This window comes from Humidesulfovibrio mexicanus (assembly GCF_900188225.1).
GTDB classification, from domain to species: Bacteria; Desulfobacterota; Desulfovibrionia; order Desulfovibrionales; family Desulfovibrionaceae; genus Humidesulfovibrio; species Humidesulfovibrio mexicanus.
Map to the genome: position 1 here is coordinate 145527 of NZ_FZOC01000002.1, position 15721 is coordinate 161247.

The following is a 15721-nucleotide window of genomic DNA, read 5'->3' on the forward strand; positions in this document are numbered from 1 at the left end:
GCGGGCTCAGGCGGCGGCCTTGGGCCGCAGGAGCACCTTGTCCTGCTCGTCGCGTTCGGCCACCAGCACATCCACGCGCTCGGCGGCCGAGGTGTTCACGCGTTTGCCCACGTAGTCGGCCTGGATGGGCAGTTCGCGGTGCCCGCGGTCGATGAGCACCAGCAGCTCCACCCGGCGGGGGCGGCCGAAATCGAGGATGGCCTCCAGCGCGGCGCGGGTGGTGCGGCCGGAATAGAGCACGTCGTCCACCAGGATGACGCTTGCGCCCTCGATGGCGGCCGGTATCTCCGTGTGGCTGATGGCCGGGGCTATGCCCAGGCTGCTCCAGTCGTCGCGGTAGAGGTTGATGTCGAGCTGGCCCAGCACCACGGGAGCGGGCAGGCGGGCGTCGAGCAGCTGCTTGAGCCTGCGGGCCAGATCCACCCCGCGGCGTTGGATGCCCACCAGCACGAGCGGACCTCCCTCCCCGCGGCGTTCGATGACCTCGGACGCCAAGCGTTCCAGGGTGCGGGCCATTTCCTTGGCGGTCAGGATGGTGCGGGCTTCGCTCATGGCTTGGTCTCCGGGGCGATGACCAGGCTTCTGCGGCAGAATTCCACGGCCTCGCTGGAAAAGTCAGCTATATCAGGCCAGTATAGCTTGATGCGCATGAGCCCGAAGAACATGTTGGCGATGATCATGCCCGTGTGGTCCAAGGGAACGTCGCGAATGGTTCCGTTCTTGATGCCGCGGGCCAGAAAGTCCTCGAAGAGGCTGCGCATCCGCTCGATGAAGCGGCCCATGGAGCGCTTGGTGAGCTCCAGGATGCTGTAGGTGCCGAGCACGATCTTGATGTCCGCCGCGTTGGCCTCCAGAAAAGCGAAGTGGCTGCCCAGCAAGTCATCCAGGGTCAGCGTGTCCTTTTCCATGCGGCCACGGCATTGCTCGGCCAGGGTCTGGTACTTCTGGTCAAAGGTGTCCAGAATGTGCTGGAGGATGTCCTCCTTGCTCTCGAAATGGCGGTATATGGTGCCTTCGGAGATGTCGGCGCGGCGCGCAAGATTGGCCGTGGTCATCTTGTGGAAGCCGACCTCGGAGATCATGTCTTTGGCGGTGGCGAGGATCAGGTCCTTGGTGCTCATCATCTGCCTCGGTAAGGCTCGGGAACGTGGGAGGAACAGGGCGGACAACGCATCCGGCCGCATCCCGCCATTTAGCCCAGACTCCCCCCTGGGTCAACGCCGGAAGCGGGCCCTCGCTCAATTGACAAATGCGGGGGCCGTCATTATCTATCCACTTCCCCACCAACGCTCCAAGGAGGCAGAGATGGTTGAACTGACCGATTCCGCGAAGGCCCAGCTGGATGGGTACTTTGCGGACAAGGAGAAATCCCCGATCAGGGTGTTCCTGGCAAGCGGGGGTTGAAGCGGCCCGAGGCTGTCGCTGGCTCTGGATGAGCCGCGTGAGAACGACGACACCTATGACGTGCAGGGGTACAGCTTCATTGTGGAGCGTGCCCTGGGCGAACAGACCGGAGCCATCCGCATCGACATGACCCAGTACGGGTTCACTGTCGACTCCGAGAACCCCATGGGGGGAGGAGGATGCGGATCAAGCTGCGGTTCCGGCGGTTGCGGTTCCGGGGATTCCGGAAGCTGTTCCTGCTAGCCCGCAAAGTCACGTATCAGCATAGGGCGGCGTTCCGCGAGGGACGCCGCCCGTTTTTTTGGGGCGGCGGATCGCAACAGGCACGGGTGGTTCAGGCATTGAAGCCAAGACTCACCACCGCGTCCCCCACCAGGACGCAAAAGGAGATCCCCCATGATTACGTTGAGCGACGCCGCCAAAGCGCAGTTGGACAACTACTTCGCGGACAAGGAGAAGTCCGCCGTCCGCATCTTTGTGGGCGGCAGCTGCTGTGGTCCGAAGCTTTCCCTGGCCTTGGACGAGGCCCGCGAAGGCGATGAGGTGGTGGAGACGGGAGGCTTCACCCTGCTTGCGGAAAAGTCCCTGCTGGCCGTCTCCGGCGCCATCTCCATCGACATGACCGAGTACGGGTTCAGCGTCGAGTCCGAGATTCCCCTCGAAGGGGGAAGCTGTGGTTCAGGGAGCTGCGGCTCCAGCGGGTGTGGCTCCGGCGGCTGCGGCTGCTAGCCCCTGGTCCAGGCAAAGAACAAGGCGGCTTCTCCCTGTTTGGGGAGAGGCCGCCTTGTTTCGTGTCGCGCCGTGCGCGGGCTAGGCCAGGGCCGCGATGCAGCGAACCTCCACCTGCGCCTCCCGGGGCAGGGCGGCCACGCCTATGGCGGCGCGGGCAGGCTTGTGCCGCGGGAAGAACTCTGCGTAGATCTGGTTGAATTCCGCAAACTTGGCCATATCGGTGAGGAACACGTCCACGCTGACGACGGCGTCCATGCGAGCGCCTGCGGCTTCGACGATGGTCTGCAGATTGGTCAACGCCTGGCGCGCCTGCTCGGAAAAATCGTCGGGGATGACGCCCGTGGCGGGGGCGATGCCGAGCTGGCCGCTCAAGTAGGCGAGGCCGCCGCAGGTGATGGCTTGGCTGTACGGGCCGATGGCGGCAGGGGCGTTTTCGGTATGCACGGCGTTCAGGTCAAGGGGCATGTGGGCTCCTGGGTTCGGGTGGACCCGTCGCAAGGCGATGCTGGCTGCCGGTTCCGGACGACGGGGGCGCTGGATGCGCGTGTTCGCCATAGGTATACGCTTTGGATTCAAAAGGAAAGGCCGGACCCGATTCCTCAGGCCCGGCCTCGCCAGCGGGGGGCGTGTGCGCCGGGGGATCGGCAGGCCTAGGCCAGCAGGCTCCAGGCCTGGAAAATGAGCACTGCCGCGGCGTAGGCCAGCAGGGTGTTGAATACCAGAGCGAACAGGGCCCAGCGGGCTCCGGCCTCCTTGGCCATGGCCACGATGGTCACCGAGCAGGGCGCGTAGAGGATGACGAAGGCGATGAGCGCCACGCCCGCCGCTCGCGGAAAGCTTTTGTCCCGCGCGAGCATTTCCGAGAGCGGGGCGGATTCCTCGGCGTCCACTTCGCCCAGGGCGTAGGCCGTGCCCAGGGTGGACACGATGACTTCCTTGGCGGCGAACCCGCCCAGAAGCGCGATGTTCACCCGCCAGTTGAAGCCTGCCGCGGAGGTGACGTTCTCCAGGGCCACGCCCGCCCGTCCGGCAAAAGACGCCCGGAGCGTCGCCTCGGAGCGTTCCGCCTCCAGCTGGCGCAGGGCCTCTTCGAAGGCCGGGGGCGGATCTTCGCCGGTCTCCTCCTGGGCGGACAGCTGCGTGTCGATGGCCTGGGCCCGTTCGTCAAAGCTTCGGGCCTGCTCTTCGGGCAGGGAGGGGAAGGTCATGGCCGCCCATATGAGCACGGAAATGGCCAGGATGATGGTCCCCGCCTTGCGCATGTATTCCCAGCTGCGTTCCCAGGTGTGGATGCACAGGCCGCGCAGGGTGGGCGTTCTGTAGGGTGGCAGCTCCATGACGAAGGGGGTGCTTTCCCCCTTGATGACCGTGGAGCGGAGCAGCTTGGCCACCAGCAGGGCGGATGCCCAGGCGGCCAGGGTCACGGCGCTCATGACGAGCGCCTCGCTGCCGGGGAAAAAGGCCGCCGCCAGCATGAGAAAAACCGGGACCTTTGCGCCGCAGGTCATGAAGGGCGCGGTGAGCAGGGTGGCCAGCTTTTCCTTGGGGCTGCGCAGCGCGCGGGTGGCCATGACGCCGGGCACGGCGCAGCCGCCCGCTATGCCTCCGGAGACGATGAAGGGCAGCACGCTTGCGCCGTGCAGCCCGAACACGCGGAACACGCGGTCCAGCATGTAGGCCATGCGCGCCACGTAGCCCGTGTCCTCCAGCGCGGAGAGCAGGAAGAACATGATCATGATCAGCGGGACGAAGCCCAGCACCCCGCCGACGCCCGCAATGGCGCCGTCCACGATGAGCGAGCGCAGCAGTCCTTCGCCCATGGAGTCCTTGACCATATCTCCCAGCCAGGCGAAGGCGTCCTGCACCCAGGTCATGGGCAGCTCGCCCACGGCGAAGGTGAGGGTGTAGAGCAGGTAGATGACAAGAGCCATGACCAGCGGTCCGGCCAGGCGATGGGTGAGCACCTGGTCCATGCGGTCGGAGACGCGGATGCGCTCCTGGTCCAGCGACGGGTAGCGCACCACCCTGCGGGTTATGCCTGTGATGTAGCCGTACCGGTAGTCGGCGATGATGGCGTCCGGCGTGGTGACCAGTGTTTTTTTCAGGTGCGCCGCAACCTTGGAGGTGAGGGCTTCCAGCTTGTCGGCCGCTTGCGGGTCGGCTTCGCGGCCGCGGCGGCGCACGCCGGGGTCGCCTTCCAGGTACTTGATGCCCACCCAGCGTGGCGGGGCCTTGCCCGCCATGATGCCCGCCGCCTCCACTAGCCGCTCCATTTCTTCCAGGACCGGATCCAGGTCCGGGCCGTAGGAAATGCGCAGCGGCTCCAGCCGTCCGGCCCGGGTTTCGGCAAGGCGGTAGGCCGCTTCCAACAGCTCCTGCCGTCCCTTGCCCTGCCGGGCCACGGTCTCCACCGCCGGGCAGCCGGTAAGCTTTGTGAGCAGCGCGGTGTCGATGTCCTTGCCGCTTTGGCGCACCTCGTCCATCATGTTCAGGGCCAGCACCAGCGGCACGCCCAGCTCCATGATCTGCACGGCGAGGTACAGGTTGCGCTCAAGGGCGTCCGCGTTCAGCACATCAATGACGGCGGCGGGGCGGTCCTCGATGAGGAAGCTGCGCGCGGCGCGCTCCTCCTCGGAAAACGCCGTGATGGAATAGGTTCCCGGCAGGTCGACGATGTCGAGCTTCGCGTCGCCAAGCAGGGCGTGCCCCATCTTCTTTTCGACCGTTACGCCGGGCCAGTTGCCCACGTGCTGGTGCGAACCCGTGAGGGCGTTGAAGAGCGTGGTCTTGCCGCAGTTGGGGTTGCCCGCCAGGCCGATGGTGATGCGCGGCACAGGCTACTCCGCCGCTTCCACCAGGATGTGGTCGGCCTCGCTGTTGCGCAGGGTCAGGGTGAAGTCGCGAAGGCGCAGGGCCACGGGGTCCTTCAGCGGAGCCTTGCCCACCACGGTCACTTCCGCGCCGGGGATGATGCCCATGTCGCGAATCCTGCGGCCAAGTTCCCCCTCAGCTCCCACGGAGCAGATGCGGAGTCTCTGATTCACCCGCGCGCGGCGCAGGGTTGTGCACGAATCCATGTGAGCGTCTCCTTGAGCGGTTTGGGCCTGGCGCCTTCACAAGGCGCCGAGACTCACCCGCAGCAGCCCCCACCGGGGCGATTGGACATTTTCAGCCCGTTCTTGTCCTTTTGGCCCTGCGCTCCCGCGCTTGGGCAGCTCGCACAGCCGGAGCAGCCGCCATCGCATCCCTGGGACTTGCCGGTGAACTTTCTGGAAAAGCGCCAGAGGACCATTGCTGCTGCCACGCCGACGATGACGTAGACCAGTATGTCTTGCCACATGTTGCGGCTCCCTTTTGGTTGGCCACCCTCCGGCCGCCCGATGCCTGGAAGATAATGATATTGAATGTCGAGGTCAAGGTCGTCGATGCGTGCCGCAGCGTCTGGGCAAGGCCGCGCGGGGCTTGAGCGCACGCGAGATTTGTGTTTGTATCCACCAGCAAAAGGCAGGGAGGAACAATGGGCAAACAGGCCAAACGCGTTCGGCGCGAGGAGGCGGTCCAGAAACCGCATGACGAGGACGCCCACCTGACCCCGGAGGACAGGCGCTTCGCCAGCACGCTCAACTATCTCGCCCGGGGCATCGTCATCGGCGGCTCGCTGGCGGTCATGATCGGCTGGCTGCTGCCGGAGGCCAACATGGGCAGGATGCTCGGCCTGGGGCTTTTGTGCGGCTGCCTGGCCGGCATCACCATGAAGAACATCAATGACAGGAAGAGGGGCAGGTAGCGCGGAAGCCCCCGGCGCGTCCAGGCAGGGAAACGGGAGCCGGGCTTCGTCCTGCGCCCGCATGGCGCGGCCGTCCAGAACACGGCTGGCGCAGCTTCGCCGCTGCGAAGCTCCATGAGGTTCCGTGAGTTCGCTATCGTTTTCGCTCAATCTTGGGACGCTTTTCCCGGTGTTGTTGGCCATTACCCTGGTGCGGGTGCTGGCCATGCTGCACTACGCCTCGCTGCGGCGGGTGTACCCCGGCTTCCGGACCCTGATGTACTCGGCCTTGATGGTGTTTTCCGGCGTTGGGCTGCTTTTGCTGCGGGCCTGGGCCGGCGAGCTTCCCATGCTGGTGTTTTTGAGCAATATGGCGATGCTGGTGCAGGGTGCGCTGGTGTACCACGGCCTTGGGCAGTATGGCCGAGTACCGCGCTTGCGGGAGCGTACCAGGCAAAACTGCATCTTCATCGTGCTTGTGTCATCGTTGCAGCTTGCAGACGTGCTCATTGACCCGAACATGGAGCGCAGGGTGCTTGTGCTGTGCGCCGCGGCGATGTTTATGAGCATTCGCATAGCAGTGGAGCTCCCAATGCGCGGCGTCAGGATTTTGCCGGGCTGGCGCATCATGTGCTTCAGCTATCTCGTCACTGCGGCATTGCAGGTGCTGCGCGCCTACAACGTGCTGACCATCCCGGAGTTCAGTGCGTTGACCATGCAGACAGGCGGCGTCATCGGGGTGTATGCCATTCTGTATCGCATCATGCAGGGCTCGCTGGAGCTGTATGTCGTTTTCGCCATGAATTCTGCCATGCTGGAAGACGATTTGCACGCGGCCACCGCGCGCATCGAACATATGGCCCAGACCGATGCCTTGACCGGCGTCTTGAACCGGCGCGGGCTGGAACTGCTTGGCGCAGAGGCCCTGCGCACATCCTTTCTCGCGGGAGATTCCGCCGCGGTCGTCATGTTCGACCTGGACCGGTTCAAGCGCGTGAACGACACCTTGGGCCACGCGGCGGGCGACGAACTGCTGCGCGGCGTGGCCGCCATGTGCCAAGGCTCGCTGCGCGAGGGCGACGTGTTCGCCCGCTACGGCGGCGAGGAGTTTGTGCTGGTGGCCCCACGCACCGGGGAGCGCGAGGCCGTGCTTTTGGCGGAACGGCTGCGCGTGGCCGTGGAATCGGCGCTTTTTCCGGTTATGGCCGGGGAGCGCGTCACCGCCAGCTTCGGCGTGGCGAGCGCGGACCAGGGCGGTCTGGAGGCGCTTTTGCAGCGCGCGGATGCGGCGCTTTATGCCGCAAAGGAGTCCGGCCGCAACAGGGTGGAGCTGTCCACTGGGCCAGGGCTGCGCCGCGAGGCCGCCGCCTAGGGGACCCCTCCGCGTTACCGCCCCGCCGCGAGCGCCGCCTTGAGCCTGGGGCTGAGCAGCGGGGACAGGCGCGGGTGGAACAGCGGCACGCGCAGGTTTTGCGGCCCCTGGGCGTAGCTGGCCACCTGGTAGGGCGGGAAGGTGAACACGATGTCCGCGCCGTCCAGCACGAAGACGGTGAAGTTTTCGGCCTTGGGCGCAAAGCCCTCCGCGAAGAGCAGGCCGTCCAGGGCCAGGGTGAGCCGCCGCTGCGCAAGGTCGGAAAGCACGGACAGGGCCGCGGCCTCGTCGGTGAACAGATCGGCCAGGCGCAGACGCGACTGGTCGCGCAGGTCGAAGACGAAGCTGGCGAAGATGGTGTTGGGGTGCGCTCCGCCCGTGTCGCGCATCTCCTCGAACCGGAAGGACAAGAGGACTGGCGAGGCCGTGTGCGCGGTGAAGGCGATGCGGTCGGCGTTGGCCCGCACGCGGCCCCGGCCTACTCCGGTGCTTTTGAGCAGGCTGAGCACTTCGGCCTTGCGTTCGTCCAGAAAGCCCTTGAGCTCCGCATCCACCTTCGGCAGCCCGGTGACGGGCAGGGCGTACCGGTAGTATTGGTCGCGGCTGAAGTTTTTGGCCATGCGCGTCACAGAGCGGATCAGGCCGGTGGGCGCGGGGTGCGGCCCTTGCGCCAGCAGCATGGGGCCGATGACGGCGTTCACGTCCCGGGCGAGAATGTCCAGCCGGGCAAGGTCCGCCGTCACGCCGCGTTCCAGCTCCGCCCCTTCGGACTCCAGTCTGCGCAGCTCGGCCAGGGCGGGCGCGCGGCGCTGCTCAAGCTCCCTGGCCTCCTGTCGCGAAATTTCCACAAAGGTGCGCGGCTGCTCCTCCAACTCGTCCACCAGGTCTCCCTTGGCCGCATCGGGTTTCGCGTGCTCGCGTTCCAGCACATAGAGCTGTTTGATGCGCGCATTTTTTTTGAATTTTCTTCCAGACTGCAGCAGGGCGGTATCGCCGCCGGGCAGGCGCACCAGGAACAGGGCTGGCCCCAGGCGGCGCAGCACGCGGCCCCCGTTCAGCGCAGCGGTGTCCACGGGCGGATTTGCGGCATACAGGGTTGCGGCGTTCTGCTGGGCCTGCTGGTGCCGCTCCCAGCGCTCCTGCAGGCGCGGCGGGTCGAAGGCCAGCACGGCGGCCAGGCAGCGGCGCAGATCGTCCGGCAAGTTCGCGGCGTTGGCCGCAGGGGCCAGCGCCGTGCGCCGGGGGTCGTACTCGGGGTCGCCGGGAACGGTGTCGTTCACCAGGATGTTCAGCTCATTCGCCACGGCCTCGGTGCTGAAGGCCGGAACCGGGCGCTCCACTGGGGGAGCGGCGGGAAGGACCGCCGGAGCGGGGGCCGGGCGCTCCAGGCCGCAGGCGGCCAGCAGGGCGGCGAGGCAGAATACGGGCGCGGCGAGACGGACGAGGGTGCGCATGATGGCCTCCGGGTGGTTTCGGGTGGTGTACGCTGTGGCGGGCCTTGAACGCAAGTGTTGGCGGCGCCGCGAAAAAGAAGGGGCCGCCCCGGCAAGGAGACGGCCCCGGAATGGGTGGAGTTGCGCTTGCGGCTAGAGGATCTGGCTCAGGAAGAGCTTGGTGCGCTCGTTCTCCGGGCTGGTGAAGAAGTGCTCCGGGGTGCCCTGCTCGATGACCGCGCCGTGGTCCATGAAGACCACGCGGTCGGCCACTTCGCGGGCAAAGCCCATTTCGTGGGTCACCACTGCCATGGTCATGCCCTCTCTCGCCAGGGTCACCATGACGTCGAGCACTTCGCCGATCATCTCCGGGTCGAGCGCGCTGGTGGGTTCGTCGAAGAGCATGATCTTGGGGCTCATGGCCAGCGCCCGGGCAATGGCCACGCGCTGCTGCTGCCCGCCCGACAGGCGCGAAGGATACACGTGGGCCTTGTCCTTGATGCCGACCTTGTCCAGCAGCTTGAGGCCGATGGCCTCGGCCTCGGCCTTGGAGAGGCCCTTGAGCTTGACCGGCGCGATGGTGAGGTTTTCGAGCACGGTCTTGTGCGGAAAGAGGTTGAAGCTCTGGAACACCATGCCAAGCTCCATGCGCAGCTTGTTGATGTCGGTCTTGGGGTCGTTGATGTCCTGCCCGTCCACGATGATGGACCCGGAATCGACGGTCTCCAGTTTGTTGATGGAGCGCAGCAGGGTGCTCTTGCCCGAACCCGAAGGGCCGATGATGACGACCTTCTCGCCCAGGTTCATGGACAGGGAGACGTTGTTCAGCGCCTTGAGCGCGCCGAAGCTCTTGTTGACGTGGCGGATGTCGACGATGGACTGGCTAGCGGCGCACATAATGGCTGAGCCTCGCTTCCATGATGCTGACCCCCTTGGAGAGGAGCAGCGTGATGACGAGATAGACCAGGGCCACAAGGGTGTAGGTCTCGAAGTAGAGGAAGGTCTCGCTCGAGAACTCGCGGCCCCGGCGCAGGAGGTCGGACACGGCCAGGATGGACACCAGGGAGGTGTCCTTCAAGAGGGCGATGAATTCGTTGCCCACCGGCGGCAGGATGGTGCGCCAAGCCTGGGGCAGAATGATCAGGAACATGGTCTGCTTGCCGTTGAAGCCCAGCGAGCGCGCGGCCTCGGTCTGCCCCTTGTCGATGGCGGTGATGCCCGCGCGGAAGACTTCGCCCATGTAGGCGCCGTAGCACACGCTCATGGCGATGATGGCGGCGCTGAGGTCGTGGACGTTCAGGAAGCGCCCCAAGGCGTAGTATATGTAGAAAAGTTGGACCAGGAGCGGGATGCCCCGGATGATTTCAACGTAGGTGGAGGCCACGAGGTTGATGGCCTTGTTCTTGGAAACGCGACCCAGGCCGGTGATGAGGCCGATGACGCAAGCGCAGAGAATGGACGTGATGGTGACCTGGAAGGTGATGACGATGCCGTCGCTCAGGTAGACGAGCAGGCGCCTGTACGGGTCCGGGTGGGCGATGAGCAGGTAGAGGATGGCGGAAATGGCGCCGACGATGCTGATGACCCAGGCGTTGAACAGTCCCCAGTCGTTTCTGCTGGGGATGGCTGCTCCCTCGCCCACGTCGATTTTGGGTGTTTCGGTCATGTGTGCTTGGCCCTTCGGTGTTGGAATGCCGGGGGGCCGCCTTTGGCGGCCCCCCGGGGGAATGCAGGTGTCGGTCCATGCGGGCCGTTTACTTCATCTGGTGCTGTTCCTTGATCTTGTCGAAGGTGCCGTCGGCCTTGATGGCGGCCAGGCCCTTGTTCACCAGGTCGATGACTTCCTGGTTGCCCTTCTTGACGGCGATGCCGATGTTCTCGACCTTGTCGCTCTTGAGGGTGGCGGCGATCTTGATCTTGTCCGCGTACTTCTTGGTGGTGTAGTCGACGGCCACCGGGCTGTCGGCCACAACCGCCTGGATGCTGCCCTTCACGAGGTCTTCCATGGCCAGGCCGACCTCGTCGTAGGTCTTGATGGCCTTGAAGCCCTTCTCGTCCTTGATGACCAGGTAGCTGGTGGTGCCGATCTGGGCGCCGATGCTCTTGCCCTTGAGGGCGGCCAGGTCGGTGGCGGCGTTGTCCTTGGCGACGACGAGCATCTGCTCAATGGGGATGATGGGGTCGGAGAAATCCATGGTGGCCTTGCGCTCGTCGGTGATGGACACGCTGGAGGAGATGGCGTCGTACTTGCCTGCGGCCAAGCCCGCGAAGATGCCGTCCCAGGCCACGTTCTTGAACTCGGCCTTGAAGCCGGCCTTTTCGGCCACGGCCTTGATCACGTCGACCTCGAAGCCCACGATCTCCTTCTGGTCGTTCGTGTACTGCATGGGGGGATAGGTGGCGTCGGAGGCGAAGACGATGGTCTTGGGAGCGGGAGCCGCGGCGGTGGCGTTGGCCGCGTTGGGGGCGGCTTCTTCCTTTTTCTCTCCGCAACCAACCACGCCAAGGGCCATGACGCTGACTGCGGCGGCGACCAGCAGGGACTTGAACAGGCGCTTCATGCGAATTCCTCCAGTTGAAATGTTTCTAAGAAAAGGCACGAAAGACCACACATCCCGGACCGTGCGCAGGTGCGCCGCCCCGCCGGGGAAATAGGCGCGCGGCAGGCAGGCGCAGGGCCGCGCCGCGCGGCACAGGTTTTCCCTTTAGACACATCGCAGGCAAATTACAAGAACTGCAAAAGGCTCATGTGGAGATTGGCGTTTTTCGTGGCGCCCGGGCGTGCCTTGCGCGTTGCGCCGACCTTGACCCTTGGCGCGGCGGAGCTTACAAGGCCCAGGGGGACGCCTTCGTGACCTCCGCGGCCCTTGGCGGAGCATGTCCCCTCTCCGTTCATCCCAACCTTTGCGCAACGGGGCACGCCGTATGACCAAGTCCAGAATTCTCGTGGTCGACGACGAGCGCATCGTCAATCTGGATATCCAGGGGGCGCTGGTCCGCCTGGGCTACGAGGTCGCCGGAGCGGCCTTCAGCGGCGAGGACGCCCTGCGTTTGGCCCTTTCCGCCGCGCCGGACCTGGTGCTCATGGACGTGCGTCTGGACGGCGGCATGGACGGAACCGAAGCCGCTTTGGGCATCGCCCAGGCCGTCGACGTTCCCGTGGTTTTTCTGACCGCCTATTCCGATGAGCGGACCATGCGCCGGGCCCTTTCGGCCGCGCCCTTCGGTTATCTGATCAAGCCCTTTGAGGACCGCGAACTCCGGGGGGTCATCGAACTCGCCCTGGCCAAACACACGGTGGAACGCGACCTGAGACGAGCGCGCCGCGCCGCGGAGGAAGCGGACCAGGCCAAGACTGCCTTTCTCGGCACCTTGAGCCACGAGCTGCGCACGCCCATGAACGGCATTCTTGGCATGGCCGAATTGATGCTGCTCTCGGAGCTGACGCCGGAACAGCGCGAGAACATGGTTCAGCTGAAGGACTGCGCCAGGGCCATGACCGGCGTCTTGAACCAACTGCTGGATTATACGATGTTGGAGTTGCCCGGCTGGGAGGTGTCGCTGCGCGAGTTCGCGCCGCTCGCCTTTCTTGAAGCCGCGGCGCGGGAGCACCGGCCCGTTGCCGAGGCGAAGGGACTTGTCTTTCGTTTGGCTCCCGGCCCCCTGCCGGAGCGCGCGCTGACCGAGCCCGAACGTCTGCGGCAGGCCCTGGACCAGTTGCTCAAGAATGCGGCAACGTTCACCATGAGTGGCTCCGTGACCCTCTCCGCCGCCCAGGACCCCTCCGTTCGCCTGCCTTGCGGAGCACCGGCCCTGCGGTTCAGCGTGGCGGACACCGGGCCGGGCATTGCTCCGGAGAACGCGGCGCGTCTTTTCGCAAGTTTCACCCAGGGCAGCAATTTCTTGACCCGTGGAGTCGGCGGGCTGGGGCTCGGACTGGCGGCCTGCCGCAACCTTGTGGAATCCTTGGGCGGAACGGTGCAGGTCGAGGGGGCTCCAGGGGGCGGCAGCGTGTTCCATCTTTTGATTCCGCTGCGCCTGCCGCCACAAGACGGCGGCGTTCTTGCGGGCATCCCCGTGCTTCTGGCCCATGGCGGCGCGGCCGACGGTGCGCCGCTGGTTCCGGCCCTGGACGCGGCCGGAGCGGAAGTGCTGGGCGTTTGCGGCGGGGGCCAGGCTGCGGAAGCGCTCTTGATGCGACCGCTTGGGGCGGTGGTTTTCTCGCCGACGCTGTCCGTGGCCGATGCCCTCGCGCTTGCGCGCATGGTGCGCATGGGGGTGACCCGGGCGCGCGCCGACACGCCGCTTGTGGCCGTGTTGGCCCCGCAGAACGCCAGGGAAATGGAGCGTTGCCTGCTGACCGGCATGGACGCCGCGCAGACAGACCCGAACGACATGCCGGGATTGATCGGCCGCCTGGCGCGGCTTGTGCGCCGTGGCCGCCGCCCGGCGGAAACCCACCACCGCCAGGGGGCGGACACATGACCATGAACAGCACTCCGGATACCCCGGACACCCCGCCCATCGGGCACCATTCCAACAAGATTTTCGCCTATTTCTTGCTCTTCTTTCTGGTTGTCGCCTTCATGTTCGGCTTTGTTTTGGTGGAGCCGTTCATGCACACCATCATCCTTTCCGCCGTGCTTTCCATCATCTTCTCCCCGGTGAATTCCCGGCTGTACCTGCGCCTTGGCGGTCGGGCGAACCTTGCGGCCGGGCTCACCTCCATCCTGGTGGTGGTGCTCATCTTGTTGCCCACTGCGTTTCTGGTGTGGGGGCTTGTCACCGAGGGGATGCATTCCATGAACGCCATCCGCTCCTGGGCCGGCCGCAACGACTTCAACGAACTGATGCAGAGCGGCCGCATCGCCGAGTTGTTCGCCTGGGCCAGGGAGACTCTGCCCTTTGTGCATATCGACCAGGCGACCATACAGGCGCGCCTTTTGAGCTTTACGCAGAATTTCACCCAGTACGTCCTGGATGCGAGTGCGACCCTCGTGGGGAATATGGCAAAGCTTATTCTCCGATTTTTCTTGATGATTTTCATGATCTTCTACTTCCTGCGCGAGGGGCGGGGCATTGTGCACAAGCTGAAGTACCTGGCCCCGCTGCGCACCCATCAGGAGGATTTCATGATCGACAGCCTGCAGCGCGTGTCCCGCGCGGTGCTGCTGGGCAGTCTGCTCATCGCCGTGCTGCAGGGGCTGACCGGGGCGCTGGGCCTGTGGATCGTGGGCATTCCGCCGCTGTTCTGGGGCGTCATGATGGGCTTGGCCGCGCTCATTCCCGTCGTCGGCACCGGGCTTATCTGGGCCCCGGTGGCGGCCTACCTGTATTTCTTTGGCGAGTGGCACATGGCGGCGTTCTTCCTGTTCTACAACGTGCTCATCGTCACCAACATCGACACGATTCTGCGGCCGCTGCTCATGCGCCGTGCGGCCCAGGTGTCGCCCTTCCTCATCTTTCTGGCCATATTGGGCGGCATCCACGCCTTTGGAGCCCTGGGCATCATCTACGGGCCGCTCATTCTCACCTTCCTCATGGCCATGCTCACCATCTACGGGGAGGAGTACAAGGAGGTGCTCACCTCCAGAACCGGCTACGCGCAGCACAGGAACGAACCATGACAGGTGTTTCCCCTGGGAGTTCCGCCGGGCGGCTTTCCACCCTGGCGGGACGTTTTGTGCGTTTGGCGCTGCTGGCCGCCGTGCTGGTGAGCATAGGCTGCGCCAAGCCCGCGCCTCCTCCTCCTCCTGCTCCGCCGCCGCCGCCCAAGGTTGTGGAACCCGTGTACGGCCCCCTCACCGTCCGGCAGGCTTTGGAGCAGGCCCGGCAAATGGACCCATCAAGCCAGGGCCTGCGCACTTGGCGTGACCTGACGCCCGGCCTGCGGGCCAGCCTGTCCTATGTCTCCAAAAAGCCCGGCGCGGAGGTGGCCGTGGAGCGGCCTGGCCTTGCCGTCACCTGGGAGGCCCTGCGCCTGACCCTGGAGGATCTGCTGGCGGCTTTGCCCTACCTGGACGACGACCCGGCTTTGCTGGCCCAGGTGTTCGCCTGGTACCCGCTGGAGCCGGACACGCTGGTCACCGGGTATTACGAGCCCTACCTGGAGGCCAGCCTGGAGCCCGACCCCGCCTATCCGTACCCGATATATGGTCATCCTCGGGACCTGCTCACTGCGGACCTGGGCGACTTCCACCCCCGCTGGCGCGGGCAGAAGCTGCATTACCGGCTGGGCAAGAACGGCATCAAGCCCTACCATGACCGGGGCGACATCGACTTTGGCGGCGCCCTCGCGGGCAAAGGCGCGGAGATCGCCTGGGTCAAGAACCGCGTGGACCTGTATTTTCTGCAAATACAGGGCTCCGGACGGCTCATTTTGCCCGACGGCAGCGTGAAGCATGTGCTGTATGCCGAGAAGAACGGCCGGGAACTGGCCATGCTCGGGCGCACCATCATCAACCGTGGCCACCTGACCCGCAACGAGGCCAGCGCACCGCGCATCCGGGAGTTCATGGAGAAGCATCCGCAACTGGAGCAGGAACTGCTCAGCGCGGACAAGAGCTACGTGTTCTTCCGCCTGGCGGAGAGCGGGCCTTACGGCAGCATGGGCAAGCTGCTCACACCCATGGGCTCCATCGCCGTGGACCGCAAGCTGGTGCCCCTGGGCGCGGCCCTGGCCATGAGCGTGTCCCTGCCCGCGCCCAAGAGCGGCGGCCCGCAGCGTCTGTCCGGCCTGGCCCTGGCCCAGGACACCGGCGGGGCCATCAAGGGCAATCATGTGGATTTGTTTTGCGGCTCCGGACCCTATGCGGAGTTCGTCTCCGGCCGGATGAAGAACCCCGGACAGCTGCACCTCCTGTTGAGCCGCAGGGCGCTGGAGGTCTTGTCCGGCGGCGCTGTCCGGGACGAGCCGTCGCCGCCGGCGTTGCGTGGGCAGGAGTCCTGCCAGGGCGGCGCGTTGGGGCCTGGCGGGCAATAGCCCGCAGAGATGCCTGAAGCGGGCCGCCGGAG

Annotated in this window: 17 protein-coding genes; 7 read left to right on the top strand and 10 right to left on the bottom strand. The window is 65.5% G+C overall.

Features of this window, described 5'->3' with window-relative positions:
* Positions 1-6 precede the first annotated feature (6 nt).
* Positions 7-552 (bottom strand): bifunctional pyr operon transcriptional regulator/uracil phosphoribosyltransferase PyrR, encoded by a 546-nt coding sequence (gene pyrR, locus CHB73_RS04425; RefSeq protein WP_089272524.1) that lies wholly within the window; start codon positions 550-552, stop codon positions 7-9.
* Positions 549-1121: a TetR/AcrR family transcriptional regulator gene (locus CHB73_RS04430; protein WP_089272526.1), complete on the bottom strand. Its 573-nt coding sequence runs from the start codon at positions 1119-1121 to the stop codon at positions 549-551. The genes pyrR and CHB73_RS04430 overlap by 4 nt, the downstream gene beginning before the upstream one ends.
* A gap of 184 nt (positions 1122-1305) precedes the next feature.
* Between CHB73_RS04430 and CHB73_RS17080 the strand changes: the two genes are divergently transcribed.
* Complete coding sequence (locus CHB73_RS17080; protein WP_235641511.1) at positions 1306-1647, top strand: IscA/HesB family protein; 342 nt, start codon at positions 1306-1308, stop codon at positions 1645-1647.
* 153 nt (positions 1648-1800) lie between these two features.
* Positions 1801-2133 (top strand): IscA/HesB family protein, encoded by a 333-nt coding sequence (locus CHB73_RS04435; protein ID WP_089272528.1) that lies wholly within the window; start codon positions 1801-1803, stop codon positions 2131-2133.
* Between the two features lie 81 nt (positions 2134-2214).
* On the opposite strand, the gene CHB73_RS04440 is transcribed toward CHB73_RS04435, so the two are convergent.
* From CHB73_RS04440 to CHB73_RS16710, 4 genes are all read right to left on the bottom strand, one after another.
* The gene (locus tag CHB73_RS04440) at positions 2215-2601 is read right to left on the bottom strand and encodes a Rid family detoxifying hydrolase (protein ID WP_179216891.1); all 387 of its coding nucleotides are present in this window, start codon (positions 2599-2601) and stop codon (positions 2215-2217) included.
* 185 nt (positions 2602-2786) lie between these two features.
* Entirely contained in the window at positions 2787-4970 is a 2184-nt protein-coding gene (gene feoB / locus CHB73_RS04445; protein ID WP_089272530.1) for a ferrous iron transport protein B, read from the bottom strand.
* 3 nt (positions 4971-4973) lie between these two features.
* Positions 4974-5213, bottom strand: a complete 240-nt coding sequence (locus tag CHB73_RS04450) for a FeoA family protein (RefSeq protein ID WP_089272532.1) — start codon at positions 5211-5213, stop codon at positions 4974-4976.
* A gap of 53 nt (positions 5214-5266) precedes the next feature.
* Entirely contained in the window at positions 5267-5476 is a 210-nt protein-coding gene (locus CHB73_RS16710; protein ID WP_179216892.1) for a FeoB-associated Cys-rich membrane protein, read from the bottom strand.
* Between the two features lie 177 nt (positions 5477-5653).
* Between CHB73_RS16710 and CHB73_RS04460 the strand changes: the two genes are divergently transcribed.
* Both CHB73_RS04460 and CHB73_RS04465 read left to right on the top strand, forming a co-directional pair.
* Entirely contained in the window at positions 5654-5923 is a 270-nt protein-coding gene (locus CHB73_RS04460) for a PUP1 family protein (protein ID WP_235641512.1), read from the top strand.
* A gap of 124 nt (positions 5924-6047) precedes the next feature.
* Positions 6048-7274: a GGDEF domain-containing protein gene (locus CHB73_RS04465; protein ID WP_089272534.1), complete on the top strand. Its 1227-nt coding sequence runs from the start codon at positions 6048-6050 to the stop codon at positions 7272-7274.
* Positions 7275-7288: 14 nt separating this feature from the next.
* Here CHB73_RS04465 and CHB73_RS04470 read toward each other — a convergent pair whose 3' ends face one another.
* From CHB73_RS04470 to CHB73_RS04485, 4 genes are all read right to left on the bottom strand, one after another.
* On the bottom strand, positions 7289-8728 hold the full coding sequence (locus tag CHB73_RS04470; protein ID WP_089272536.1) for a DUF3298 and DUF4163 domain-containing protein: 1440 nt from the start codon (positions 8726-8728) through the stop codon (positions 7289-7291).
* Positions 8729-8860: 132 nt separating this feature from the next.
* Positions 8861-9604 carry an amino acid ABC transporter ATP-binding protein gene (locus CHB73_RS04475; protein WP_089272538.1) on the bottom strand — a complete coding sequence of 248 codons (744 nt, stop codon included), beginning with the start codon at positions 9602-9604 and terminating at the stop codon, positions 8861-8863.
* Entirely contained in the window at positions 9591-10373 is a 783-nt protein-coding gene (locus CHB73_RS04480; RefSeq protein ID WP_089272540.1) for an amino acid ABC transporter permease, read from the bottom strand. The genes CHB73_RS04475 and CHB73_RS04480 overlap by 14 nt, the downstream gene beginning before the upstream one ends.
* 88 nt (positions 10374-10461) lie before the next feature.
* A complete protein-coding gene (locus CHB73_RS04485) occupies positions 10462-11268 on the bottom strand; it encodes a basic amino acid ABC transporter substrate-binding protein (protein ID WP_235641513.1) in 807 nt (268 codons plus the stop codon).
* 364 nt (positions 11269-11632) lie between these two features.
* Here CHB73_RS04485 and CHB73_RS04490 point away from each other — a divergent pair, with 364 nt between their 5' ends.
* The 3 genes from CHB73_RS04490 to CHB73_RS04500 are packed head-to-tail and all read left to right on the top strand — an operon-like array spanning position 11633 to position 15689.
* Positions 11633-13192, top strand: a complete 1560-nt coding sequence (locus CHB73_RS04490) for an ATP-binding response regulator (RefSeq protein WP_179216893.1) — start codon at positions 11633-11635, stop codon at positions 13190-13192.
* A complete protein-coding gene (locus CHB73_RS04495) occupies positions 13189-14334 on the top strand; it encodes an AI-2E family transporter (RefSeq protein WP_089272544.1) in 1146 nt (381 codons plus the stop codon). The genes CHB73_RS04490 and CHB73_RS04495 overlap by 4 nt, the downstream gene beginning before the upstream one ends.
* Complete coding sequence (locus CHB73_RS04500; protein WP_089272546.1) at positions 14331-15689, top strand: MltA domain-containing protein; 1359 nt, start codon at positions 14331-14333, stop codon at positions 15687-15689. Before CHB73_RS04495 ends, CHB73_RS04500 begins: the two co-directional genes overlap by 4 nt.
* The last annotated feature ends 32 nt before the right edge of the window (positions 15690-15721 follow it).

Coding starts and splice junctions, on each gene's coding strand:
- pyrR (WP_089272524.1), bottom strand. CDS start 552: ATGAGCGAAGCCCGCACCATCCTGACCGCCAAGGAAATGGCCCGCACC.
- CHB73_RS04470 (WP_089272536.1), bottom strand. CDS start 8,728: ATGCGCACCCTCGTCCGTCTCGCCGCGCCCGTATTCTGCCTCGCCGCC.
- CHB73_RS04440 (WP_179216891.1), bottom strand. CDS start 2,601: ATGCCCCTTGACCTGAACGCCGTGCATACCGAAAACGCCCCTGCCGCC.
- CHB73_RS04435 (WP_089272528.1), top strand. CDS start 1,801: ATGATTACGTTGAGCGACGCCGCCAAAGCGCAGTTGGACAACTACTTC.
- CHB73_RS04460 (WP_235641512.1), top strand. CDS start 5,654: ATGGGCAAACAGGCCAAACGCGTTCGGCGCGAGGAGGCGGTCCAGAAA.
- CHB73_RS04485 (WP_235641513.1), bottom strand. CDS start 11,268: ATGAAGCGCCTGTTCAAGTCCCTGCTGGTCGCCGCCGCAGTCAGCGTC.
- CHB73_RS04430 (WP_089272526.1), bottom strand. CDS start 1,121: ATGAGCACCAAGGACCTGATCCTCGCCACCGCCAAAGACATGATCTCC.
- CHB73_RS04475 (WP_089272538.1), bottom strand. CDS start 9,604: ATGTGCGCCGCTAGCCAGTCCATCGTCGACATCCGCCACGTCAACAAG.
- CHB73_RS04490 (WP_179216893.1), top strand. CDS start 11,633: ATGACCAAGTCCAGAATTCTCGTGGTCGACGACGAGCGCATCGTCAAT.
- CHB73_RS16710 (WP_179216892.1), bottom strand. CDS start 5,476: ATGTGGCAAGACATACTGGTCTACGTCATCGTCGGCGTGGCAGCAGCA.
- CHB73_RS04495 (WP_089272544.1), top strand. CDS start 13,189: ATGACCATGAACAGCACTCCGGATACCCCGGACACCCCGCCCATCGGG.
- CHB73_RS04450 (WP_089272532.1), bottom strand. CDS start 5,213: ATGGATTCGTGCACAACCCTGCGCCGCGCGCGGGTGAATCAGAGACTC.
- CHB73_RS04480 (WP_089272540.1), bottom strand. CDS start 10,373: ATGACCGAAACACCCAAAATCGACGTGGGCGAGGGAGCAGCCATCCCC.
- CHB73_RS04500 (WP_089272546.1), top strand. CDS start 14,331: ATGACAGGTGTTTCCCCTGGGAGTTCCGCCGGGCGGCTTTCCACCCTG.